The sequence below is a fragment of the Shewanella zhangzhouensis genome (assembly GCF_019457615.1).
Classification (GTDB): Bacteria; Pseudomonadota; Gammaproteobacteria; order Enterobacterales; family Shewanellaceae; genus Shewanella; species Shewanella zhangzhouensis.
The window spans coordinates 1,150,466-1,173,682 of sequence record NZ_CP080414.1; the positions used below are offsets into that span (position 1 = coordinate 1,150,466).

The 23,217-nt window shown below is 49.7% G+C and carries 22 protein-coding genes; 17 read left to right on the forward strand and 5 right to left on the reverse strand.

The window, feature by feature from the left end:
* Positions 1 to 80: 80 nt before the first annotated feature.
* Entirely contained in the window at positions 81 to 1,523 is a 1,443-nt protein-coding gene (locus K0H63_RS04985; RefSeq protein WP_220066993.1) for an alanine/glycine:cation symporter family protein, read from the forward strand.
* A gap of 97 nt (positions 1,524 to 1,620) precedes the next feature.
* Positions 1,621 to 2,394, forward strand: coding sequence for a peroxide stress protein YaaA (gene yaaA / locus K0H63_RS04990; protein WP_220066994.1), 774 nt, complete (start codon positions 1,621 to 1,623; stop codon positions 2,392 to 2,394).
* A gap of 77 nt (positions 2,395 to 2,471) precedes the next feature.
* Here the strand turns inward: yaaA and K0H63_RS04995 are convergent, their stop codons facing one another.
* Positions 2,472 to 3,875, reverse strand: a complete 1,404-nt coding sequence (locus K0H63_RS04995) for a M28 family metallopeptidase (RefSeq protein WP_220066995.1) — start codon at positions 3,873 to 3,875, stop codon at positions 2,472 to 2,474.
* Between the two features lie 135 nt (positions 3,876 to 4,010).
* Here K0H63_RS04995 and K0H63_RS05000 point away from each other — a divergent pair, with 135 nt between their 5' ends.
* On the forward strand, positions 4,011 to 4,307 hold the full coding sequence (locus tag K0H63_RS05000) for an ArsR/SmtB family transcription factor (RefSeq protein WP_203326260.1): 297 nt from the start codon (positions 4,011 to 4,013) through the stop codon (positions 4,305 to 4,307).
* A gap of 54 nt (positions 4,308 to 4,361) precedes the next feature.
* Here K0H63_RS05000 and rpsT read toward each other — a convergent pair whose 3' ends face one another.
* Positions 4,362 to 4,628 (reverse strand): 30S ribosomal protein S20, encoded by a 267-nt coding sequence (rpsT, locus tag K0H63_RS05005; RefSeq protein WP_011759037.1) that lies wholly within the window; start codon positions 4,626 to 4,628, stop codon positions 4,362 to 4,364.
* Between the two features lie 253 nt (positions 4,629 to 4,881).
* Here rpsT and murJ point away from each other — a divergent pair, with 253 nt between their 5' ends.
* From murJ to K0H63_RS05065, 12 genes are all read left to right on the forward strand, one after another.
* On the forward strand, positions 4,882 to 6,447 hold the full coding sequence (murJ, locus tag K0H63_RS05010) for a murein biosynthesis integral membrane protein MurJ (protein WP_220066996.1): 1,566 nt from the start codon (positions 4,882 to 4,884) through the stop codon (positions 6,445 to 6,447).
* A gap of 58 nt (positions 6,448 to 6,505) precedes the next feature.
* On the forward strand, positions 6,506 to 7,441 hold the full coding sequence (ribF, locus tag K0H63_RS05015) for a bifunctional riboflavin kinase/FAD synthetase (RefSeq protein ID WP_220066997.1): 936 nt from the start codon (positions 6,506 to 6,508) through the stop codon (positions 7,439 to 7,441).
* A 42-nt stretch (positions 7,442 to 7,483) separates the two neighbouring features.
* Entirely contained in the window at positions 7,484 to 10,306 is a 2,823-nt protein-coding gene (gene ileS / locus K0H63_RS05020; protein WP_220066998.1) for an isoleucine--tRNA ligase, read from the forward strand.
* Between the two features lie 8 nt (positions 10,307 to 10,314).
* Entirely contained in the window at positions 10,315 to 10,821 is a 507-nt protein-coding gene (gene lspA, locus K0H63_RS05025; RefSeq protein ID WP_220066999.1) for a signal peptidase II, read from the forward strand.
* A 3-nt stretch (positions 10,822 to 10,824) separates the two neighbouring features.
* Positions 10,825 to 11,244 carry an FKBP-type peptidyl-prolyl cis-trans isomerase gene (fkpB, locus tag K0H63_RS05030; RefSeq protein WP_220067000.1) on the forward strand — a complete coding sequence of 140 codons (420 nt, stop codon included), beginning with the start codon at positions 10,825 to 10,827 and terminating at the stop codon, positions 11,242 to 11,244.
* A gap of 11 nt (positions 11,245 to 11,255) precedes the next feature.
* On the forward strand, positions 11,256 to 12,185 hold the full coding sequence (gene ispH, locus K0H63_RS05035; protein WP_220067815.1) for a 4-hydroxy-3-methylbut-2-enyl diphosphate reductase: 930 nt from the start codon (positions 11,256 to 11,258) through the stop codon (positions 12,183 to 12,185).
* A 229-nt stretch (positions 12,186 to 12,414) separates the two neighbouring features.
* On the forward strand, positions 12,415 to 12,933 hold the full coding sequence (pilV, locus tag K0H63_RS05040; protein ID WP_220067816.1) for a type IV pilus modification protein PilV: 519 nt from the start codon (positions 12,415 to 12,417) through the stop codon (positions 12,931 to 12,933).
* A 20-nt stretch (positions 12,934 to 12,953) separates the two neighbouring features.
* Positions 12,954 to 13,913, forward strand: coding sequence for a PilW family protein (locus K0H63_RS05045; protein WP_258405657.1), 960 nt, complete (start codon positions 12,954 to 12,956; stop codon positions 13,911 to 13,913).
* A gap of 12 nt (positions 13,914 to 13,925) precedes the next feature.
* Positions 13,926 to 14,396, forward strand: a complete 471-nt coding sequence (locus K0H63_RS05050) for a pilus assembly PilX family protein (RefSeq protein WP_220067817.1) — start codon at positions 13,926 to 13,928, stop codon at positions 14,394 to 14,396.
* Entirely contained in the window at positions 14,393 to 18,055 is a 3,663-nt protein-coding gene (locus tag K0H63_RS05055; RefSeq protein ID WP_220067002.1) for a pilus assembly protein, read from the forward strand. Before K0H63_RS05050 ends, K0H63_RS05055 begins: the two co-directional genes overlap by 4 nt.
* 17 nt (positions 18,056 to 18,072) lie before the next feature.
* Positions 18,073 to 18,471: a type IV pilin protein gene (locus K0H63_RS05060; protein WP_220067818.1), complete on the forward strand. Its 399-nt coding sequence runs from the start codon at positions 18,073 to 18,075 to the stop codon at positions 18,469 to 18,471.
* Positions 18,468 to 18,770 carry a TapY2 family type IVa secretion system protein gene (locus tag K0H63_RS05065; protein WP_220067003.1) on the forward strand — a complete coding sequence of 101 codons (303 nt, stop codon included), beginning with the start codon at positions 18,468 to 18,470 and terminating at the stop codon, positions 18,768 to 18,770. Before K0H63_RS05060 ends, K0H63_RS05065 begins: the two co-directional genes overlap by 4 nt.
* 58 nt (positions 18,771 to 18,828) lie before the next feature.
* Here K0H63_RS05065 and K0H63_RS05070 read toward each other — a convergent pair whose 3' ends face one another.
* Entirely contained in the window at positions 18,829 to 19,320 is a 492-nt protein-coding gene (locus tag K0H63_RS05070; RefSeq protein WP_220067004.1) for a GspH/FimT family pseudopilin, read from the reverse strand.
* 117 nt (positions 19,321 to 19,437) lie between these two features.
* Positions 19,438 to 19,950 carry a GspH/FimT family pseudopilin gene (locus K0H63_RS05075; RefSeq protein ID WP_220067005.1) on the reverse strand — a complete coding sequence of 171 codons (513 nt, stop codon included), beginning with the start codon at positions 19,948 to 19,950 and terminating at the stop codon, positions 19,438 to 19,440.
* A gap of 219 nt (positions 19,951 to 20,169) precedes the next feature.
* On the opposite strand from K0H63_RS05075, the gene glnB reads away from it, so the two are divergent.
* Both glnB and K0H63_RS05085 read left to right on the forward strand, forming a co-directional pair.
* The gene (gene glnB / locus K0H63_RS05080) at positions 20,170 to 20,508 is read left to right on the forward strand and encodes a nitrogen regulatory protein P-II (protein ID WP_011759051.1); all 339 of its coding nucleotides are present in this window, start codon (positions 20,170 to 20,172) and stop codon (positions 20,506 to 20,508) included.
* Between the two features lie 219 nt (positions 20,509 to 20,727).
* Positions 20,728 to 22,017, forward strand: coding sequence for an NAD(P)/FAD-dependent oxidoreductase (locus K0H63_RS05085; protein ID WP_220067006.1), 1,290 nt, complete (start codon positions 20,728 to 20,730; stop codon positions 22,015 to 22,017).
* Positions 22,018 to 22,028: 11 nt separating this feature from the next.
* On the opposite strand, the gene K0H63_RS05090 is transcribed toward K0H63_RS05085, so the two are convergent.
* On the reverse strand, positions 22,029 to 23,042 hold the full coding sequence (locus K0H63_RS05090; RefSeq protein WP_220067007.1) for a LacI family DNA-binding transcriptional regulator: 1,014 nt from the start codon (positions 23,040 to 23,042) through the stop codon (positions 22,029 to 22,031).
* Between the last annotated feature and the right edge of the window lie 175 nt (positions 23,043 to 23,217).

A 23,217-nucleotide genomic window follows, 5' to 3' on the forward strand; every position in this document is an offset into this window, starting at 1 on the left:
GGGATAATCTTAAGCAATGTTGCGGCAGCGGCGAGAGAAAGGGATGCATCGCCATTGCAGGAAGGAAGAAGAACAAGACTATGTTAGAAACTATTGTTAATTTTCTTAACGCCCTGCTATGGGGCAAGCTGCTGGTTTACGGACTGGTGGGTGCGGGGCTTTACTTTACAGTTCGACTGGCCTTTATCCAATTGACTCACTTTAAACATGGCATCAAGGTCATGACTATCAGCCGTCAGGGTGGCGACGGTGGCCTATCTTCTTTCCAGGTGTTCTGCACCAGTATGGCCGCGCGTGTTGGCGCGGGGAATATGGCCGGTGTTGCTGTAGCCATTGGCACCGCAGGGCCTGGAGCTGTGTTCTGGATGTGGGCGATTGCGGTACTTGGTATGGCAACCGCCATGATTGAATCGACCCTGGCACAGGTCTACAAAGTGAAAGATGAAGACGGCCAGTTCCGCGGTGGTCCTGCCTACTACATGGAGAAGGGATTGGGTCAGCGCTGGATGGGCGCATTGTTCTCTGTCTTTCTGATCCTGGCATTTGGTTTGGTATTTAACGCAGTTCAGGCCAATACCATCACTGGTGCGTTGGAAAGAGTATTCGGATTCGAACCCGTCTACGTCGGCATAGGAATAGTGGTCGCCAGCGGATTCGTCATTATGGGCGGCCTTCGTAAAGTGGCGCGTGTATCAGAAATCGTTGTGCCCTTTATGGCCCTGGTATACCTGCTCATAGCGTCAGTGGTTGTGGTGGTGAACCTCGACAAACTGCCAGAAGTATTCAGCCTGATAATCAAGAGTGCCTTTGGTTGGCAAGAGGCCGTAGCCGGCGGTGTTGCGTACAGTGTGGCTCAGGCCATGCAGGCCGGTATTGCCCGCGGTCTGTTTTCCAACGAAGCCGGTATGGGCAGTGCCGCGAACGTAGCGGCCAGCGCGACCCCAAACCCCAATCACCCAGCGTCTCAGGGATTTGTGCAGATGATGGGGGTGTTTGTCGATACCCTGGTGATTTGTACCGCCACAGCGGCCATTATTTTGCTTGCCGGCGACATGGGCGCAGAAAGCGATGGTATCAAACTCACCATCGATGCCTTGACCAGCCATGTGGGAGATTGGGGCGGCGCATTCATCGCGTTTGCGATTTTCCTGTTCTGCTTTACATCTATTATTGCCAACTATTCTTACGCTGAAACCAACGTCATGTTCCTGTCCGGTAACCGCAAAACTGCGTTGCCGCTGTTCCGGTTACTGGTGCTGGGCATGGTGATGTTTGGTGCCATGGCAAAAATCAGCCTGGTTTGGGATCTTGCGGATGTTTCCATGGGGCTGATGGCAATAGTGAATATTATCGCGCTGGTGCTGCTGTCTGGTCTCGCTATCCGGGTGATAGATGACTATCGGGACCAACTTAAAAAAGGCGACATGCCGGTATTCGATAGAAGTAAGTTTCCAGAGCTGGATGGTCAGGTAGAAACCGACATCTGGCCCGAGAATGCCAAAGCCAGGGCAAACGAAGCCTGAGCCGATTAGTGCAATCCAAAAAACCACGCCAATGCTGCGTGGTTTTTTTATCTCTCTTGGGTATCATAAGGTTTAACTGAATTGACGAGAGAAACCCATGCTGGTTGTAATTTCCCCCGCCAAAACATTGGATTACGATAATCCTGCGCCCACAGAGCAGTACACGTTACCTGAGCTGGTGAGCCACAGCGCTGAGCTGATAGAAGTCTGTAAGGGTTTAACGCCGGCAGATATTGCTTCTTTGATGTCTGTGAGCGACAAAATTGCCGGGCTGAATGCGGCAAGATTTGCGTCCTGGACACCGTCCTTTTCATTGGAAAATGCCAAACAGGCACTCTTCGCCTTTCGCGGGGATGTGTACACAGGATTGGATGCAGACAGCCTGAGCGCGGAACAGCTTGAGTATGCGCAGTCCCATCTGCGCATGCTTTCCGGCTTGTATGGTGTGTTAAAACCCCTGGATTTGATGCAGGCCTACCGTCTTGAAATGGGCACAGCCCTTGGCAATGGCCGTGGCAAAAACCTGTATGAGTTTTGGGGTAATATCATCACGGATAAGCTGAACGAGGCGTTGGCGGCTCAAGGGGATGATATCCTGGTCAATCTTGCGTCCAATGAATACTTCAAAGCCGTTAAAGCCAAGGGGATCGAAGGAACACTGGTAAACCCTGTGTTTAAGGATGCCAAAAACGGTCAGTATAAAATCATCAGTTTTTACGCCAAGAAAGCCCGCGGCTTGATGGCGCGTTTTATCCTGACCACCCGGCCAAAGACCATAGAGGATCTTAAAGGGTTTGATTACGATGGCTATTATTACAGCCCTGAGCAGTCGACTCCCAACACGCCGGTGTTTTTACGTGAAGAGCGTTAAAGTTCGCTGAGGCAGTTTTGCTTACAGTGATAAAAACGCGGCAATGGCCGCGTTTTTCATTATAAGGTGACAAGGTGTTATTCCTTGGGAGGCAAGGGTCTTAGTTCGACTTCGCTGTTTGCCATCATCCAGGCAAATTGCGCATACACGGCCACGTTTTGTGCCAGTGCCTCTGGGTTAATCTTGTCCAGCGTATCGTTGGGCGTGTGGTGAAAGTCAAAGTAATCACTTCCATCCTGACGAAGCGAAGCAACAGGTACGCCAAGAGCGGGCAACATGGAGACGTCCGGGCCGCCTGAAGCCTTGTTATTGCCAGCCGCTACGCCCAGAGGCTCTGCCACCTTCATGGCGTTGACTACAGGAGTGTGAGCCGTGTCAGCCACCCGCCAATCAATCTGATAAATAGGACCTGCGCCGAAGTCTGATTCAGCCGCGATATAGTGTTTATCCAGCTCGGCTTCATGGTCTTTGGCGTAGGTTTTTCCGCCTAATAATCCCAGCTCTTCTGCAGCATACAGCACTACGCGAACGGTCCGTGCCGGCTTTTGTGGCAGGTCGAGAATGTGTTTGGCGGCCGCAGTCACAATGGCAACGCCGGCACCATCATCGATGGCGCCGGTTCCTTCGTCCCAGGAGTCAAGGTGTGCGCCTATCAGTACAATCTCATCGGCTTTGGTGCTGCCTTTGACTTCGGCTATCACATTGTAGGATGTGGTTTCACCACGGCGCTCAGAGCCAAGCTCCAGTGAAATCACCACTTCTTTATCGCGCTTGAGCATGGCATTAATCAGGTCGGCATCCGGGTTGGAGATGGCGGCGGCAGGAATCGCGGTGATACCTTCCTCATAGCGCATCATGCCGGTATGGGCCATACGGTCATGATCTGTGCCGATGGAGCGGATGATGATACCCACAGCACCTTTTTTCGCCGCGGCTACGGCGCCGCGACTACGGCCGAAAGCCGTTTGGCCATAGCCACTTCCATCTCGATGTCTTTCTGTTTTGGCATCAATAAAGGCGATTTTGCCATTCAGGCCGCCATCTTCGGCATTCTGTAAGTCTTGCAGGCTATCAAACCGCACAATGGCGGCGCTGAGTCCCTGAGGTGGTGTAGCAACACTGCCGCCCAGTGCGGTTACCACCAGGGGTTGTGGAAAAGGGCTCAGAATGCTGGCTTTAGCTAAACCTCGGTGCCAAACGGGGACCGTTACGGGTTCCTTATAAACCCGGTCAAATCCCAGGCTTTGCAGCTTGGCGATCGCCCAGTCCACTGCCACCATATCCTGCTCACTGCCTGCGAGCCGGGGGCCCACTTCAACTGTCAAAGACTCCACGATGCCATAGCCGAGGGAAGAAGACTGGGCTTTTTGTGCCAGTTGCTCTGCAACTTTCTGATTTATATCGTCCGATGCAAATGCGCCCCATGGGGCCGTGAGCGCAATCAGGCCGACTCCGGCCAGAAGCTTAGGTAGGGTTTTCATGTGTTTCCTCTATTTTTATTAGGTACATCTCATTTTTGAAAACAATCTAACAAAAAGTGTGGGCTGTGTCCCGACGAAGTCTGTAAGCCAAGGCTATATTAGGCCCGGGGTTTGTATTAGGAGAATATGCTCGTAATGAATATTGAATTAATGCAGGAGCGAGCTGATCATGCGGTAGTGCTTTTAAAGGCACTGGCCAATGAGCGTCGGTTGTTCATTTTGTGCCATCTGCTCAACGAAGGGGAGATGTGTGTAGGTGAAATGAACAAAAAACTTGGGTTAAGTCAGTCGGCACTGTCGCAGCACCTGGCATGGCTCAGGAAGGATAATCTGGTCTCTACCCGTAAGGAAGCTCAGACGGTATTCTACTCGTTGAAAAGTGACGAGGTGAAAGAAATGATCAAGCTGCTCAATAACATTTATTGCCATTGAACAGACATAAAAAAACCGGCCTGAGCCGGTTTTTTTACGTCTTGCTGGCAGCGATTAAGCAGCCAGAGCCTTGATACGGGCGTTCAGACGAGCCTTTTGACGGGCAGCCTTGTTCTTGTGGATCAGGCCTTTGGTGGCCATGCGGTCAACGATAGGCTGAGCAACGGCGAAGGCTTCAGTAGCAGCTTTGTGATCACCGGTTTTGATGGCGGCGATAACTTTCTTCACGTAGGTACGCAGCATTGAGCGACGGCTGGCGTTGTGCTGACGACGCTTTTCGGATTGAATAGCGCGTTTCTTTGCAGTCTTGCTGTTAGCCAAGGTGCAACTCCTAAAAACTTGGGATTAATACTTTTAAAGGCCGAGGAATATGCCCGTATTTTGCCACTTTGTCAATGGCAATGGTGGAATATCCGCCATTAAGGCAAATAAATCCAACCCGACTTGGCTATCTTCAACCCAACTCGTGTAAAATGTGGCGCAATTCTACCAGCAAATACTGGCGTATGACAGAGCCGGAAGCGTTTTTTTCCAAGATATCACCCGCATTTTCCGGTCCTTCCCAGGGGGCAAATTGAGTAAAAAATTACTGAAGTCGGGGTTGGTTGTGAGTGCCATGACCTTCATCTCCCGTGTATTGGGCCTTGTACGGGATATGGTGGTGGCCAACCTGATGGGGGCCGGGGCCAGCGCGGATGTGTTCTTTTTTGCCAATAAAATCCCCAATTTCCTGCGCAGATTATTTGCCGAAGGTGCATTTGCTCAGGCATTTGTGCCTGTGCTGACCGAGTATCAGGAAAAGCGCAGCAGCGAAGAAACCCGAGAACTCTTATCCAAAGTTGCGGGTACCCTGGGCGGTCTGGTGACCATAGTGACTCTGTTAGGGGTGATTGGTTCACCAATATTGGCCGCGCTGTTCGGTGGCGGTTGGTTTCTCGACTGGCTCGAGGGCGGTGAAAACGGGGTCAAGTTTGAACTCGCGGCCCTGATGCTGAAGATTACCTTTCCTTATTTATGGTTTATCACCTTTACTGCGCTGGCAGGCTCCATCCTCAATACCCGGGGCCGCTTTGCGGTGTCGGCCTTTACCCCGGTATTTTTGAATATCGCCATTATCGCCTTTGCCCTGTGGTTGTCGCCGCAGCTTGAGCAGCCGGAAATCGGTTTGGCCTGGGGCGTGTTTGCCGGCGGTCTTATTCAGTTTCTGTTCCAAATTCCCTTTTTGTACCGCGAGCGAGCCCTGGTTAAGCCCTCCTGGGGCTGGCACCACCCTGGTGTTGTTAAAATCCGCACCCTGATGATCCCGGCGCTGTTTGGCGTATCTGTATCGCAGATTAACCTGCTGTTTGACACCTTTATTGCCAGCTTCCTGATGACCGGCTCCATCAGTTGGCTCTATTACTCTGACCGTTTGCTTGAGTTCCCGTTGGGACTTTTTGGTATTGCCATTGCCACTGTGGTGTTGCCCGCGTTGTCGAAAAAGCATGTAAACGATGAAGGCGAAGGCTTTGCCAAAACCATGGATTGGGGGGTGAGGGCGATTTTGCTTCTGGGTATGCCCGCCATGCTGGGGCTGATTGTGCTGGCCCAGCCTATGCTGATGGTGCTCTTTATGCGCGGCGCTTTTGATATCAGCGATGTGGAAATGGCGTCTTACAGTTTGATGGCTTATGGCGCTGGCCTGCTTAACTTCATGCTTATCAAAGTATTGGCGCCCGGTTATTACTCACGCCAGGATACCAAAACGCCAGTGCGTTACGGTATTGTCGCCATGGTCAGTAATATGGTGTTTAACATTATCTTTGCGGTGCCCTTTGGCTATGTGGGACTGGCGATTGCCACTTCCTTGTCGGCGCTGCTCAATGCCGCGCTGCTTTATCGGGGGCTGCATAAGGCCGGTGTATATAAAGTGGCGAAGTCGACGTTGGTGTTTTTTGCCAAGGTGGCCGTGTCTACCCTCGCTATGGGGGCGCTTCTGTGGTATCTGTTGCCCACACAGGCGGTGTGGCTCGAGTGGCATATTGGCGAGCGTGCCGGTGCCCTTGCCGGTTATATCGGTCTGGGGGCTTTAGTTTATGGGTTGTCGCTTATTCTGCTGGGGATTAAGCCCTGGCAGATGAAACGCGCCCGCAAGGGCTGATTCTCAGCGTCAGCTGAGATATAATCCGCCAATTTACGTACGCCAGTTGTCAGGTCACATGGAATTAATCCGCGGAATTCACAATATCTTGCCCGCCCATCGGGGATGTGTGCTAACCATCGGCAACTTTGACGGTGTCCATCGTGGGCACGCCAAAGTGATTGCCAGTTTGGTTGAGCGGGCCAAGCATTTTGGTCTGCCCGCGACCCTGATGACCTTCGAGCCCCAGCCGCAGGAGCTGTTCCGTGGTGATGATGCCCCGGCGCGCCTGAGTTTGCTGCGGGATAAGATAGTGCTGCTGGACGAGCTGGGAATTGACCGCCTGCTGTGCGTCAATTTCAACCGCAAGTTTGCCGCGATGGATCCCGAGCACTTTATCGAAGACCTGCTGGTGAGAAAGCTCGGGGTCAGGTATCTGGTGGTTGGTGACGATTTTTGCTTCGGTAAGAGCCGCGCCGGTAACTTTGAGATGCTGAAAAAAGCCGGTGAGCGTTTCGGCTTTGCCGTGGTTAATACCCACTCTTTTATGGTGGGCGACCTGAGGGTGAGCTCCACCGCGGTGCGTGAGCAGCTCGCCAAGGGTAATCTGGAGCAGGCAAGGCGCTTGCTCGGCCATCCTTTTACCCTTTGTGGCCGGGTGGCCCACGGGCAAAAGATTGGCCGGACGATTGGCTTTCCCACCGCCAATATTGCGCTTAAGCGTAAGGTGGTGCCGGTGCGCGGCGTCTTCGCCGTCAAGCTGTGGTGGGATGAAAGTGATATATATGAAGGGGTGGCCAATGTGGGGTTCAGGCCCACAGTCAATGGACAGGTGTGCCAGCTTGAGGTGCATCTGTTTGATTTTGAAGGCGACCTCTATGGCAAACGGGTGGAAGTGGAACTGGTGGCGAAAATTCGCGACGAGCAGCCCTTTGAATCCCTTGAGGCCCTGAAAAAACAGATTTGGAACGATGCCGACAGAGCCCGGGCTCTGCTTGGTGACGATGCAGGTTAAGCAAAACGCTAAAACTATTTGGCAATTAACGGTATAGGATCGATGAGCGACTATAAATCTACTTTGAATTTGCCGGAAACTGAGTTTCCGATGCGTGGGAATCTGGCTAATCGCGAGCCCGCAATGCTTGAGCGCTGGAACAAGGACAAGCTGTATCAGCAGATCCGTGACAGCCGCATTGGCCGCAAGCCATTTATCCTGCATGATGGCCCTCCTTACGCCAACGGCAGCATTCACATTGGTCACTCTGTAAACAAGATCCTCAAAGACATCATTATCAAGTCCAAAACCATGGCGGGCTTCGATGCCCCTTATGTGCCGGGTTGGGACTGCCATGGTCTGCCTATCGAGCTCAAAGTTGAGCAGAAGGTGGGTAAGCCGGGTCAGAAGATCTCTGCCGCCGAATTCCGTGAAGAGTGCCGCAAGTATGCTGCTGCTCAGGTTGATGGCCAGCGCGAAGACTTTATCCGTCTGGGCGTGCTGGGTGATTGGGACAAGCCATACCTGACCATGGACTTTGCCACTGAAGCCAACATCGTGCGTTCTCTGGCCAAAGTTATCTCCAACGGCCACCTGCAAAAAGGTGTGAAGCCGGTGCACTGGTGTACCGACTGTGGCTCAGCACTGGCTGAAGCCGAAGTGGAATACGAAGATAAGACGTCTCCTGCCATCGACGTAGGTTTCAATGTGGTTGATAAGTCTGCGCTGCTGGCCAAATTTGGCGTAGCTCAGTACGACCATGATATCGCCATGGTTATCTGGACCACCACCCCGTGGACCCTGCCTGCCAACCGCGCGCTGGCCGTATCCGGCGACCTTGAATATGTGCTGGTATCCTTCACCAAAGACGAGGTTACCCGCGCCATTGTGGTGGCCGATGTGCTGCACGAAGACTGTGTGAAGCGTTTTGGCGCCGAGTCATTCGACGTGCTGGGTCGTGTAAAAGGCAGCGAGCTTGAGCTGATGCGTTTTGCTCACCCATTCCTCGACTTTGACGTGCCGGTGATTTTGGGTGACCACGTGACCACCGATGCCGGTACCGGCGTGGTGCACACTGCCCCTGGCCATGGTCAGGACGACTTCGTGGTAGGGCAGAAGTATGGTCTGGAAGTGGCCAACCCTGTGGGTGACAACGGCGTGTATAAGGCCGATACCCCTTTCTTTGCCGGTCAGCATGTATTTAAAGCCAACGACAATGTGGTTGCGCTTTTGAAAGAAAAAGGCGCGCTGCTGAACCATGTGGCTTACCGTCACAGCTATCCACATTGCTGGCGCCACAAAACGCCAATCATTTTCCGTGCAACCCCGCAGTGGTTTATCTCTATGGATAACCAGGGCCTGCGCAGCACTGCACTGGGCGAAATCAAAAACACCCAGTGGATCCCTGACTGGGGCCAGAGCCGCATCGAAACCATGGTTGCCAACCGTCCTGACTGGTGTATCTCTCGTCAGCGTACCTGGGGCGTGCCTATCACCTTGTTTGTTAACAAGGAAACCGAAGAGCTGCACCCAGATTCTGTCTCCTTGATGGAGCGCGTGGCGCACCGCATTGAGCAGCAGGGCATTCAGGCCTGGTGGGATCTGGATTCGGCCGAGCTACTGGGCGATGAAGCCGCCCAGTACCGCAAAGTGACCGATACGCTGGACGTTTGGTATGACTCAGGTTCGACCTTTGAAACTGTGGTGGCTGCCCGTCCTGAGTTCCAGGGCCATGGCGTGGATCTGTACCTGGAAGGCTCGGATCAGCACCGCGGCTGGTTTATGTCATCACTGATGCTGTCTACCGCCATGCATGCCAAGGCGCCTTACAAGCAGGTGCTGACCCACGGCTTTACCGTGGACGGTAAGGGCCGCAAGATGTCCAAGTCTATCGGCAACGTGATTGCGCCTCAGGAAGTGACCAACAAGCTTGGCGCAGACATCCTGCGTCTGTGGGTAGCTGCCACCGATTACAGCGGTGAGATGAGCGTATCCGATGAAATCTTGAATCGCGCCGCCGACTCTTATCGCCGTATCCGTAACACAGGTCGTTTCCTGCTGGCGAACCTCAATGGTTTCGAGCCTGAAACCGACATGGTAGCCGTAGAAGATATGGTGGCGCTGGACCGCTGGATGGTACGCCGCGCCGCCAAGGTGCAGAGCGAAATCATAGCCGCTTACGAGCAATACAATTTCCACATGGTGACCCATAAGCTGATGCAGTTCTGCTCGGTAGAACTTGGCAGCTTCTATCTGGACATCATCAAAGACCGTCAGTACACCGCCAAGCGTGAAAGCCATGCCCGTCGCAGCTGTCAATCGGCACTGTTCCACATCGCCGAAGCCATGGTGCGCTGGATTGCACCTGTGCTGAGCTTTACCGCCGATGAAATTTGGCAGCTGTTGCCTGGCAAGCGTGAAGCCTATGTGTTCACCCAGGAATGGTACGAAGGCCTGAAGCCGGTAACCCTGGAAAGCGATCTGGCTGACAGCCACTGGGAGTTGCTGCTCAGCGTTCGTAACGAAGTGAACAAAGAGCTTGAGCAGGCACGTCGCGACAAGGTGCTGGGTGGCTCACTGGAAGCAACCGTGACCCTGTTTGCTGATGCCGAACTGGCAGCCAAGGTGGCTGTGCTCGGTGACGAGCTGCGCTTTGTGCTGTTGACCTCGGATGCCAAGGTGCTGCCAATCGATGCTGCGCCTGAGTCGGCTGTTGCCACTGAGCTTGCCGGTCTGAAGGTGTTGGTTGCCAAGACTGACGCGGCAAAGTGTGAGCGCTGCTGGCATCACCGTGAAGATGTGGGTTCAGTTGAAGCGCACCCAAGCCTGTGTGGCCGCTGTGTGACCAACATTGAGGGTGACGGCGAAGCCCGCGCCTTCGCATAAGGATGGCCATGCAATTGAATTGGAAAGAAAGTGGCCTGCGCTGGTATTGGGTAGTGGTAGTGGTGTTTTTGGCCGACCAGCTGTCCAAACAGTGGGTGCTGGCCAACTTTGACCTGTACGAGTCGGTCAAGCTGCTGCCGTTTTTTAACTTCACCTATGTGCGCAACTATGGCGCAGCTTTCAGCTTCCTGCATGATGCAGGGGGCTGGCAGCGCTGGCTGTTTACGGCGGTGGCCGTGGGCTTCAGCGTGCTGTTAACCATTTGGCTGCGTAAGCAGCCAGCCAACATGGTGCGGCTGAATCTGGCCTACACCCTGGTGATTGGCGGTGCGCTTGGTAATCTGATAGACCGTCTGCAACATGGCTTTGTGGTGGATTTCCTCGATTTCTATTGGAACACCGCCCATTACCCGGCGTTTAACATAGCCGATGCCGCCATCTTTATTGGTGCCGTGCTGATTATTATCGACAGCTTTAAAACGTCCAGCTCGGATGACAAGGCCATCAAGGAGTAACACATGAGCCAAAAGTCGTTGCTGTGCCATATGAATATTCTCTTGTCTGACGGCTCTACCGCCGACAGCACCAAGGCGTCGGGTAAGCCCGCACGCCTCAATATTGGTGATGGCAGCCTGAGCCCGGCGTTTGAAGCTGAGCTTGGCGCACTGAAGGTCGGTGATTCGCACAAGTTCACCCTGCAGCCAGAGGATGCCTTTGGTGATGTGAATCCAGATGCGATTCATCATCTCGATCGCAGCCGCTTCCCTGCCGATATGCAGCTGGAAACCGGTGTGATTGTTAGTTTTGCAGGCCCCGGTGGCAGCGAAATTCCTGGCATTGTCCGTGATGTGGCCGGCGATTCTGTGACGGTCGATCTGAACCATCCACTTGCCGGTCAGGCAGTGACCTTCGAGCTGGAAGTGCTGGAGGAGCTCTGATGACTGGACAGATGAACATTCTGCTTGCCAATCCACGGGGCTTTTGTGCCGGGGTTGACCGTGCCATCAGCATCGTTGAGCGCGCCCTTGAGCTGTTTTCGCCACCTATATATGTGCGTCACGAAGTGGTGCACAACCGTTATGTGGTGCAAAACCTCAAAGACCGTGGTGCGATCTTTGTTGAAGAGTTGGATCAGGTGCCGGACAACAGCATAGTGATCTTCTCTGCCCACGGGGTGTCGCAGGCGGTGCGGGCTGAGGCCAAAAAGCGTGGCCTTAAGGTATTCGATGCCACTTGCCCGCTGGTGACCAAGGTGCACCTGCAGGTAACCCGTGCCAGCCGCAAAGGGGTTGAATGCATCCTGATTGGTCATGAAGGCCATCCGGAAGTGGAAGGCACCATGGGCCAGTACGATAATCCTGAGGGTGGCGTTTATCTGATTGAGTCGGTGGAAGACGTCGAAGCCCTTCAGGTTAAAGACCCGGATAACCTGTGCTTCGTCACCCAAACCACACTGTCGGTTGACGATACACTGGACATCATCGCGGCGCTGCAGGCGAAGTTTCCGTCCATTGAGGGGCCACGCAAGGACGATATTTGTTACGCCACTCAAAATCGCCAGGATGCGGTGCGCAGTCTGGCGACTCAGGCCAAGCTCTTTATCGTGGTGGGTTCGAAAAACAGCTCCAACTCCAACCGGCTGCGTGAGCTTGCCGAAAAGTCGGGTGCGCAGGCCTATCTGGTCGACAGCGCTGCCGACGTCAAGGCTGAGTGGTTTGCCGGTGTAGATAAGGTGGCTGTTACAGCAGGTGCATCAGCGCCGGAAGTGCTGGTAAAGCAGGTTATCGATGCAATTACCCATCTGGCCCCCAGCGCGGTGACCGAAGTTGAGGGTCGTAAGGAAGACGTAGTTTTTGCCGTTCCGGTTGAACTCAGGTGATTGTTTGCTAAGTTAATGTTAAAAAAGAGGCTTAAGCCTCTTTTTTTATTGCCAGAAAGTTCTAGGTATAATGTTGCGATTTTTTAGATGCTATTGTTACTGGCAGCAAACAATCGACTCAACTATGATTAACCAGTATAGTATACTTTTGGCTTAAATCTAAGATTTTAAAGGGTTAATTTGAGGTTTGACAGTCAATAAAATGTCGGGTTTCGGAGATTTGACACCAATGAAAAAGTATGGGAAAGGATTTTCCTTAATCGAAGTAATGGTCGCGCTGGTAATACTGGTGATCGGCCTTATAGGCATTTTTAATCTACATATTGTTTCCAAGCGCGGTAGCTTCGAATCTTTTCAGCAGACTCAGGCGTCATACTACGCCAATGATATTATCAATCGCATGAAGCTGAACCCGACACAAATAGCTAACTATGCCGGAACATACAGCGGAGCGCCAAGCTCGGTCAGTAAACAGTGTCAGGGGGCTGCTATCTGTTCATCTTCGGAGATGGTTGCTTGGGATTTATATGAATGGCAAACACAATTCAATGGCGCTGCGGAGACAGTTGGAACCCAGAATGTGGGTGGGTTGGATACACCATCGGCCTGTGTTGTGGTAAATGGGAATAATGTATCCGTTACTATGGCGTGGAAAGGAATTCGCGAAACGTCAATAGATTCAAATGCTTCTGATTGTGGTTCAACAACCGCTAATCGACGACTCTATTCAGTGCAAACGGTGATTTGATCGGAATGAAGGTTCTAATTATGCGCAGTCAGTCAGGGATGTCTCTCGTCGAGTTGATGGTAGCACTGGTGATTAGCCTGTTTTTGTCTGCCGGCATTTTCACAATGTTCAGCATGTCAGCTTCGAATGTGACGACCACAAGTCAGTTTAATCAGTTGCAGGAAAATGGTCGTATAGCTCTAGCGATTATGGAAAGAGATCTTAGTCAGTTGGCTTTTATGGGCGATATGACAGGTACTGATTTTATTTTAGGAAGCAATACAACCATATCATCTGCTTCTGTGCCAAATGATTGTATTGGTGGTGGAGTTAATAACGCAACGCTTCCCAATGGCACCACATCACATTTTAGGCGGATTTGGGGCTACGAAGCTGGCGTGAGCGGCGATGTTTTCGGGTGCCTTTCTGGGGTAAAAGAAAAAACGGATGTATTGCAGATTAAGCGTTTGGTTGGGCCCAACACCCTAACGCCCAATGTTGCATCTAATCACTATGTTGCAACCACATCAAGCGAAGCTATTTTTTTTACGGGTAACCAGCCTACTCCAACACTGACTAACAGTCGATTTTGGGAGTATCAGCACCATATCTACTATGTAAAAGATGATGGCACTGTTCCCGTTTTAAGAAGAAGAACGCTAACGGTTGCAAATGGAATGAATAACGAAGAGCAACTCGTAGAAGGTATTGAGAATCTGCGAGTTTTGTATGGTGTCGATGATGATGGTGATGATATTCCCAATCGATATGTGCCCGTGGGTAGTGTAGATACTGTGATGTGGGATAACCAATCGTTTCAACGGATTGTGGCGTTAAAACTGTTTTTGCTTGTTCGTGCGGTAGAAAAAGACTCTAGCTATAAAAATGAAACCCAGTATCAGCTGGGTGATAAGACTATTGAAGCGCCTCAAGACAATTATAGACGTAAGGTAATGTCAACCACTGTGATGCTTGAAAATCCCGTGTTGATTAGGAGTTAAACGAGTATGCAGATGAAAAAGCAGAAGGGAATCGTACTATTTTTTGCATTAATCGTTTTGATCATTATGACGGTTATTGGTGTCGCACTGGCTGTAAATTCTACTCAGTCTCTGAGAATGGCAGGGGCTGGTGCCGAGCGCATAGAGGCCAAAGCATTAGCCGATGGTGGAGTTGCAGCAGTACTTCTAAATAAGACACCAGCCTTTTTGGCCACTATGACTGCAATTGATAGTGCAAACTCGTATTCAGGTGGGGCGCAAGTGCTGACACCTCTGCCTTTGGTGGATGATGGCGCCGGCAACTTGGTGGTTCAACCTAAAAATGTATCATGCCAAAGAAGTGCTGCGGCCAGTGGCACGGACTTGTTTAAATGCCGTCGCATTGAAATCTCGAGCCAGGTGAATTTTGGCCGAGATAATCTAGGTCAGGTTATCGTTGTAACAGGTATCGAGCAGGAAGTGCTCAGCGGGAGCGGATCATGAAGTTCAATCAAATTCTATTTGCGGGCCTGGTTACAGCGTCGGTTTTGCCTGCGCAATCTTTTGCGGATGATACAGATCTCTATCTCAATCCCGCAGCAAATAATGTGCGCCCTCAGGTGCTTATTATTTTTGATAACTCTGGCAGTATGGATACTATTGTCGAAGGGCTTCCTGGTGGTTACGAATCTAGTGAGGACTATCCGCCGTTAGACAGTGCCAACTCTTATGACGATGGCATGGTTTATTTTGCTATTGGCGTTGGTATAGATGAAGCAGGCCTCGGTATTCCAGACAGCCCTTCAGAAACCAACCGATTTAATGTTTTGCTTAATGGGTGCACTGTTGCGCGTGAGGCGTTAGGAACATACGGGCGATTTACCGGTTATATTCGAGAGTATATTACCAGTGGAAATGGTAAAGGTACTTGGCAACCGATAAAAAACAACTCCGGTAAAGATCAAAACAATCCTGTTGATTGCTATGAAGATATTCCGGCATTGAAAACAGATAACAACAGTGACATCACCTCATTTAGCGCAGGTTACCCTGTTGATAGTCTAAAGAGTGGTAACGGAAATAATGCGGTTTATATTCCTTGGGGAGCATCTCCTGGCGTTAATGGCTTCAATACTGGAGAGTTAGTCACGCTTTATTCGGCTAACTATTTACGTTGGTACCGCCATTATCAGAAAGCGATTGAAGATGGCACTGCTCCTGGCGAATATCCTGATCAAACACGGTTAGCCATTGCAAAAACAGCAATATCAAGTGTGATAAGCACGGTCCCGTCAGTAGATTTCGGCTTAGCTGTATTTAATTTGAACTTTCCGAATGAAGGCGACAGCGATGGTGGCAGGATAGTTGCTGGAATTAAGCAGCGTACTGCTTCTGAAAAGGAAGCATTAATTAACACGATAACCAATCTTCCAGCTGAAACTAATACGCCTCTGTGCGAAACCTTATACGAGGCCTATCGTTATTTTAGTGGTGGAGCGATACAATTTGGCCATTCAGATAGTGATTATAACGGCAACAGTGATGGCATCAATATTAAGTACGATGCTAATAAACCAATGTATGATACAAGTATTGAAAGCGGCGGGAGCTATATTTCACCCTTGTCAAAATGTAATCGGGTAGCCCATGTAATCTACATTACCGACGGTGCGCCGGTATTAGATAAATCAGCAGATGATTTTGTTGAGAAATTAGGGGGTGCACCATTTACATATCGAGCAGCAGAAGGGGAACAACCCGCTAAAGAGAGTTATCTTCCCGCATTGGCTGAGTATATGTTCAATAATGATTTGTCTGATGCAGAAGGTTTTCAGCGTGTTGTCACTCATACCATTGGCTTTAGCTTGGGTGAAGATGAAGAGGCTGCTGAACCTTTGCTGATAGAGACTGCCAAGCGTTCAACCGATGCCAAAAGTGGACTCAGAGGTACCTATTCGAGGGCTGATAATACTGTCCAGTTGATTGAGGCTATTACAAAACTGATTGGCGAGATTGATAGTAATGGTCAGCGTTTTTCCGCGCCTGGTGTAGCCTATAGTAGCGCAGATCCAACGCGAACCTTAGATGCTGCATACTATGCGCTTTTTGAACCTTCACCAAGTCCTAAATGGACTGGTAATCTTAAGAAGCTCAAAGTTAATTCAAGCGGAGCGCTAGTAGATGTTAACGGCGATCCTGCAATTGACTCTTCAGGCAGTATTACTAATAAGGCTTGCACTATATGGAGTGATTGTAGTGCTAACGGTGATAAGACGGGGTATTTAGATGAAAATGGTGATGCTGTAGATGGAGGCAATATCGTTGCCGCCGGTGGAGCTGCGAGAAGTATAGTTCCACGCGAACGACGTCTTTTTAGCGATTTGGGCGGATTAAAGCAGTTTTCAGCAAATGACGGTCCTAGTCTTCCTAATATAAGTAGCACTATCAGTATGTTTTCTTCGGTTGCTGGTGGGGAAAGCAATTTAGCTTCTTATATGGGAATACCTACAGAGAATTTAAATGATGAATTGATTAGGGCATTTGAATGGATCCAAGGTTGGAATGTTGATGTTGCTTCTTACAAAGAGACCGGTGAGGTGGATGAATACACTTCAATCGACATAGGTGGTGTAAGGGCTGATATCATGGGCGATCCGCTGCATTCTCAGCCATTGGCTATTGATTACGGTGACCATACCAAGATTTTTGTGGGTACCAATCATGGAATGATGCACGCGTTCAAAGATACCAGTGATGTGGTATCAGAAAGTTGGGCTTTTATGCCGTATGAATTGTTGCCAAATGTCAGTGTTATAAGGAGGAACGACTATTCAATGGGGCACGGGGTGTACGGCATTGATGGTTCTCCCGTCGCATATATTGAACGCAATGGTTCAGAGATAAGTAAAGCCTGGTTGTTTTTCGGTATGCGAAGAGGCGGCCAATCCTATTACGCCTTAGACGTTACAAGTGATACCCCCGTTTTTAAGTGGAAAATTTCAAACGAAAGTGATGGTTTTGGTGACTTAGGCCAGACTTGGTCAACTCCGGTTGTAACAAAAATTCCAGGCTTTGATGGTCCTGTGCTTATTTTTGGCGGTGGATATAACGCTGGCTATGATAGTGGCGGCGGTAAAAACGCTTCCGGAAGAATGGTATATATTGTTGATGCTTCCAATGGTGAACTTCTTCACTCCTTCGGCGCTACAGCGGATACCACTTTACCGAATATCCAAGACTCTATCGTTGGCTCTATTGCTACTCTGGATAGCAACAGTGACGGTTACACTGACCGGCTTTATGCGGCTGATTTAGGCGGTAATGTGTGGCGGATGGATTTGCCTTCTGCGGATAAGAGCACCTGGAGCGGCTTTAAGTTTGCGGAGTTAGGAGGAAACCTGCCCTCGACCGATCGCAGGTTCTTCTACGAGCCAAGCGTAGCGCAAACCTATTTCACTAATACCACTGAAGTGACAGTGACTGACGAGTCAGGCACCACAACTACTGTAGCGTATCAAAATGTGCCTTATGATGCGGTTACCTTGGGTTCGGGCAATCGGGCTGATCCTTTGAGTTTAAACGCTGAGGATATGTTTTTTGTGCTACAGGACCGATACGTTGTGTCTCAACAGTTTGGCGATGGTGCTACTGCGATCCCATCTCCAATAACCTTTGCCAATCTTTATGACGTGACTTCAGCGGCACCTTCTACTGAGGCAGAAAACATTGCATTTGGGACAAAACTGGGCTGGTATTATAATTTCGCGGTTACTGGTGAAAAAAGCTTATCTCCATCCGTAATTATAAAAGGTAAGGTGTACTTTACGTCTTTTATTCCGACACAGCCCAGCGCAAACCAAGACGTGTGCAGTGTGTCTTCTGTTGGGCGACTTTACACGTTGGATTTACACAAAGGTACACGTTATACGGAGTCTTATATTAAAGATGTTTGTGATAACTGTATCCCGCAGCCACCAAAAATTATCACGCCACCACCTTGTGATTCTGACACGTGTACTCCTGAAGAGTTATTAAACCCTCCGCCACCTGTGCTGATAATAGGTAAAGGTAACTGCGATCAGAATGGCGAAAATTGCACCGGAACCGTGGATTTGGAGTCAGGCTTGACGACCAATAAAATTTATTACCACATTGATGAGTAGCTGTGGATCGAATTGATATGAATAATAGTAAAAAATTGGGTTTTACTTTGATTGAGTTAATGATTACGGTGGCTATTGTTGCGATACTGGCGGCAATAGCGTATCCGTCGTATGTTAACTATGTGACTAAAAGCGGGCGCTCTGAAGGTGTCGCAGCCGTTATGCGTGTTGCGAATTTGCAGGAGCAGTATTATATAGATAATAAAGCTTATGCGACCGATATGACAAAGTTAGGATTAGGTGCAAATCCATTTTTGACAGAGCACGGGCACTATAGTGTGGCCTCCGCTGGGACGGGCTCGTATACTATTACGGCAACAGCAAAAGGCTCTCAGGCAAGTAGAGATTCGACATGCGGTACCATTACACTGACCTCGGCTGGTGTTACGGGGCCTTCAGCGGAGTGTTGGAAATGAATAAGATCATAGCTTCTGTATTATTAGCTGTATCCTTGTTTTGTATTACGTGTACAACATATGCTGCGAAACAGGATTACAAGTGTTTTGTTGATAGTCTGCCGAAAGGCGAACGAGTAATATTTTACCGCTGGAATGAGAAGGATGTGCAACTGAGAGTTGCAAGCTTGCCCGGAACTCAGCTGACAGATAATAAAGGGAAGAAATATTATATTAAGACTGTCGAAGAGTGCGTTCCATTTAATAACGCATTCTCGAGTGTTAAGGCGCAGAATATAGATAAGCACACGTTACGATAATATCTGCTTTTTAGTTTGTAGAGAAAAACCCGCATCAGCGGGTTTTTACATAATGAACTTAACAAGCATTGCCGTTGGTACCATAAGACACAAGTCCACTAGTGCTTATAAGAACCGTCTGTGAATCGCTGGCTTTGCCATTCGGGCAATACGTTACTGTGCCTCCAGACGCCAGTCCATCTGCGGAAAAAGTCATTGAAACTGCAGATGCTTTAACTTTGTCCAGACCATTAAAACTGTCTATAGCTCTTAGTTCGTGATCAGTGTTAGCTGCATCAGTAATATAAACTCTTATACCGCCACTCCAGTCTGCTGTTGTCCCACAGGAAGTTGCTGAAGCAAAAGAGCAGATCTTGACTGTAGCGCCGTAGCTCACAGCTTGGTTTCGCGCGAAAGCAAACAGGTCATGAATCTTCTTAACATTGTTATCAACCCGCACTTGCTCATAGATTGATGTTAACGATGGTACACCGATAGTTATGAGAATTGCTGCCACGGCAATGGTGACCATGAGTTCGACTAATGTAAATCCTTGCTTATTCTTATGCATCTATAACTCCTCACTGATACTGTCTGAAAGTATAAGCGAGAAGTTGCCCAATTTCAGTAGAAAAGTGCGCTACCAGCTCAGTGTTGATTTAACATTTACGCCAGCTTAGGTGTAGCATTATTGAGTGCAATCGATATTTTTCTCTGTCGAGAAGCGTACTCTGCCTGCCTGATTAATTATCACTGCTTTGGAATAAGGGCTGTCTGCCGAACCGGGGCAGTACTTGAACGTTCCGTTGCTACCCGATGCAAGCCCATCTGGCTGAAAACGTGCCGCGGAACGGTTGTAGGACATTAAGTCATTGCTATCAAAAGAGCCTGTTTGCAACAGTAATTTGTCATTGCCATCTATCTGGTTACTAACGCCTGAATCGGTGAAGACTGCTAGCCCCAGGTGCCAGTCATTCGTGCATTGATTGTCTTTCAGAGGGCAAACGGTCACTCGAAGCCCATAACTTATGGCTGTATTTCTAGCGTATTGCAAGGTTTGTTGAATGACCTTTATCGCGGCATCAGCCCTGTAAGCTTGATGTAACTCAGTAAGTTGAGTGAGCCCGATAGTAAGCAATATGCTTGCAATCGCGATTGTTATCATTAGCTCAATGAGGGTAAAGCCTGTTTGATGTTTCATAGCGAATCCTTGCTGTTTGTCGCCAATGCGTCCTGCAATGACTTAAATTCGGTTACAACCGAATCAATCCAGTATAGAGGAGTTGGTTCAGACTGGGGTGGCTCGTATATATTGTTCTGCTCTATGAAGATTGAATCATTTTACCTCTTGATCTAATCATTGTAGTGGTAAGCTATTAGCTAATAGATTTTGGGTCAGCATAAATTTAGGGAGCAGTTGATGAAAAAAGTCGAAGCCATAATCAAGCCTTTTAAGCTGGATGATGTGCGTGAAGCACTGGCTGAAATTGGCATAACTGGTATGACAGTATCTGAAGTGAAAGGCTTTGGTCGTCAGAAGGGGCACACAGAGTTATACCGAGGTGCAGAGTATATGGTCGACTTTCTGCCCAAAGTTAAGATTGAGTTGGTGATTCAGGATGAGCTTCTGGACCAGGCGCTTGATGTGATAGTTGACACAGCACGCACAGGTAAGATTGGCGACGGTAAAATTTTCGTCACCGACGTAGAGCGGGTCATCCGGATCCGTACTGGCGAAGAAAACGAAGAAGCAGTGTAAAAAAGGGCCGAAAGGCCCTTTTTAGTGTGTTCACCTGAGGTAATTGGCGACGAAGTCTGCTTGTGGTCGATGGATCGGTAAAATTTTGAAAATTTGGTTTTATGCACTGCTATTTGTTGATTTTTTAAAACGCATCTTATTCCATGTGGTTAATGTTAGCTTGTTTCGCTATATCACTGTGATATAAAAGCAAAAAGGAATGTACTACGGAGTATAGCTGTGGGCACAAAGCGAATAGTCATAGTAGGCGGTGGTGCGGGTGGGCTTGCGTTGGCCTCAAAATTGGGGAGAAAGCTCGGGCTGAAAAGCAAAGCCGACATTTTGCTCGTCGATAGAAGTCCAATTCATATCTGGAAACCTAAGCTGCACGAAGTGGCTGTGGGGGCCATAGATAAATCGTTTGAGGGGCTGCTCTACCGTGATCACGGGTTAAAAAATGGCTATCGCTATCAGCGCGGGTCGCTTGAAGCTCTGGACCCGGATGCAAAAACCATCCAATTGTCAGCGCTTTATAATGAACAGCAAGAACTGCTGATGGGCCCCCGCACCATAGAGTATGACTATCTGGTGCTCGCCCTTGGCGGTGTGTCCAACAGTTTCAATACCCCTGGCGCCGAGTCTCACTGTATTTTTCTCGATAGTCTGCAAAATGCAGAACAATTTCACGGACAATTACTCGATGGTCTAATGTTGCTCGATGAAACCCAGTCGCGCTTGAGTATAGGTATTGTTGGTGCCGGAGCGACGGGAGTTGAGCTTGCCGCTGAACTTCATCACGTTGTCGAATCCGTCAGAGAATTTGGCTATCAGAATATTTCCAAGCAGCACCTGGACATTCATCTTATCGAAGCCGCACCCAAAATTTTGCCACAGCTACCTGACAGGGTCAGTGGGCGTGCGCAGGCTGTCCTCGATAAAATCGGCATTCACTTACATCTGGGCGTACAGGTAAAGGAAGTAACCAAAGAAGGATTCACCACCCAGGACGGTAACCTTATCAGGGCTGATATCAGGGTTTGGGCCGCAGGAGTTAAGGGCCCGAATGTGTTTTCAGACCTGAGCAAGTTACCCATAACCCCCAGAAACCAGGTTGAAGTGGATGCCTGCATGCGGGTTAAAGGGCACACAGATATTTATGCCTTGGGTGACTGTGCACAGCTGATATTGGCTGATGGGAAGCCGGTGCCTCCCAGAGCACAGGCGGCGTCGCAAATGGCTGACACCCTGTACCACAATATCCTCAACCGCCTCGCAGGGCAGGCCGAAGCGCCGTTCGAATATCGCGATTACGGCTCTCTTGTGTCACTCAGCCGTTTTTCGGCTGTGGGTAATCTGATGGGAAATTTAAGGCGAGGCGACTTTTTCATTGAGGGACACGTGGCTCGCTTTATGTACCTCTCCCTCTATCATCGCCATCTTTCCAGTTTATTTGGCTGGTTTTCAGCGTTGGTGTATCGCCTGGCGCAAAAGCTGCTCAGATGGCAGCGGCCCAAGCTTAAGTTGCATTGAGCCTGGACTGTTTAAAGCGGGTTGCTGCTGGAGTCGCGGACGACTGGCTCTGGGGTAAATACCCTGGCAGTGTCGAGGCGCTGCTCTTTACGATTGGCAATGAGTAGCTCTGTGGCGACCTGCGCTATTTTTTGATTCGGTTGATGAACAGTGGTCAGTTTGGGCCATGTTTGGCGTGAAAACGGGCTGTCTTCGAAGCCGACGATTGAGATATCGCGAGGAATATCAACCCCCTGCAAACGCGCAGCAAACAAGGCGCCGGCCGCTATTTCATCGTTACACGCGACGATGGCTGTTGGTCTTGGTGTCATTGAAAGCAGGCGTTTAGCCCCTTCAACACCCGATTCGAACGAATACTGCCCGTCAACAACAAACGCCGGATTCAAGGCAATGTTGTTGAGCGAGAGGGCGTCGCAAAAGCCGGCAAAGCGCTCTTTGGTCGATTCGTGCTGCTCATCACCGCTGATGAAAGCGATATGTTTATGCCCCAAATCAATTAGATGTTGGGTAATAGACACTGCGCCGTGCCTGTCATTTACCAATACTGTCAAGCCACAACTTTCTTTGGTTTTGTCTCCGGCAATGATGCGTACGTAATGGGCATCAATGCTATCCAGCGCCGCCAATATTTTGGGGTCTTCTGACAGGGGCGGAGTCAGTACCAGTCCTGCCAGTCTGGCGTGCTTTACCAAGGCAGTTAACTCTTCGCAGATACTGGCGGCGGTTGCATCGCAGGGGTGGATCAGGAGTTCATAACCCTTGTCACGACATGCCGACAAAATGCCGTTTTGCATATCGATGATGTAGTAGGCGTTGGGATTATCGTAGATAAAACCGATAACATAAGACTTGGTGCCAGCGAGGTTGCGCGCAGCCAGATTGGGCTGATAATTAAGTGCCTTGATGGCCTCATTTACCTTGTCTATGGTTGCCTGTTTTACCGAGGGCTCGTTGTTGGTAACCCGGGAAACTGTCTTGATAGACACGCCGGCGTATTTGGCAACGTCATTAATTGTGACTTTCATCTAAACACTCAGTAATTCAATCTATTATTGGCTCTATTTGGATGGGAACTGGCAGAAGACTGGCGTTTGGAATACCAAATATTGCACTTGTATCGGTTGAGAATATTTCACGTATAGTGCGGATTTTTGTCCTGATTGGCAATCGCCTTTTCCCTGAGGATGTTATCCAAGGCAT

What these genes read in the sequence shown, in the direction of transcription:
- ileS (WP_220066998.1), top strand. Translation starts at nt 7,484, where the DNA reads ATGAGCGACTATAAATCTACTTTGAATTTGCCGGAAACTGAGTTTCCG.
- K0H63_RS05075 (WP_220067005.1), bottom strand. Translation starts at nt 19,950, where the DNA reads ATGAAACATCAAACAGGCTTTACCCTCATTGAGCTAATGATAACAATC.
- K0H63_RS04985 (WP_220066993.1), top strand. Translation starts at nt 81, where the DNA reads ATGTTAGAAACTATTGTTAATTTTCTTAACGCCCTGCTATGGGGCAAG.
- lspA (WP_220066999.1), top strand. Translation starts at nt 10,315, where the DNA reads ATGCAATTGAATTGGAAAGAAAGTGGCCTGCGCTGGTATTGGGTAGTG.
- pilV (WP_220067816.1), top strand. Translation starts at nt 12,415, where the DNA reads ATGAAAAAGTATGGGAAAGGATTTTCCTTAATCGAAGTAATGGTCGCG.
- fkpB (WP_220067000.1), top strand. Translation starts at nt 10,825, where the DNA reads ATGAGCCAAAAGTCGTTGCTGTGCCATATGAATATTCTCTTGTCTGAC.
- ribF (WP_220066997.1), top strand. Translation starts at nt 6,506, where the DNA reads ATGGAATTAATCCGCGGAATTCACAATATCTTGCCCGCCCATCGGGGA.
- K0H63_RS05045 (WP_258405657.1), top strand. Translation starts at nt 12,954, where the DNA reads ATGCGCAGTCAGTCAGGGATGTCTCTCGTCGAGTTGATGGTAGCACTG.
- K0H63_RS05055 (WP_220067002.1), top strand. Translation starts at nt 14,393, where the DNA reads ATGAAGTTCAATCAAATTCTATTTGCGGGCCTGGTTACAGCGTCGGTT.
- K0H63_RS05065 (WP_220067003.1), top strand. Translation starts at nt 18,468, where the DNA reads ATGAATAAGATCATAGCTTCTGTATTATTAGCTGTATCCTTGTTTTGT.
- yaaA (WP_220066994.1), top strand. Translation starts at nt 1,621, where the DNA reads ATGCTGGTTGTAATTTCCCCCGCCAAAACATTGGATTACGATAATCCT.
- K0H63_RS05060 (WP_220067818.1), top strand. Translation starts at nt 18,073, where the DNA reads ATGAATAATAGTAAAAAATTGGGTTTTACTTTGATTGAGTTAATGATT.
- K0H63_RS05070 (WP_220067004.1), bottom strand. Translation starts at nt 19,320, where the DNA reads ATGCATAAGAATAAGCAAGGATTTACATTAGTCGAACTCATGGTCACC.
- ispH (WP_220067815.1), top strand. Translation starts at nt 11,256, where the DNA reads ATGAACATTCTGCTTGCCAATCCACGGGGCTTTTGTGCCGGGGTTGAC.
- K0H63_RS05050 (WP_220067817.1), top strand. Translation starts at nt 13,926, where the DNA reads ATGAAAAAGCAGAAGGGAATCGTACTATTTTTTGCATTAATCGTTTTG.
- K0H63_RS05090 (WP_220067007.1), bottom strand. Translation starts at nt 23,042, where the DNA reads ATGAAAGTCACAATTAATGACGTTGCCAAATACGCCGGCGTGTCTATC.
- glnB (WP_011759051.1), top strand. Translation starts at nt 20,170, where the DNA reads ATGAAAAAAGTCGAAGCCATAATCAAGCCTTTTAAGCTGGATGATGTG.
- K0H63_RS05000 (WP_203326260.1), top strand. Translation starts at nt 4,011, where the DNA reads ATGAATATTGAATTAATGCAGGAGCGAGCTGATCATGCGGTAGTGCTT.
- K0H63_RS04995 (WP_220066995.1), bottom strand. Translation starts at nt 3,875, where the DNA reads ATGAAAACCCTACCTAAGCTTCTGGCCGGAGTCGGCCTGATTGCGCTC.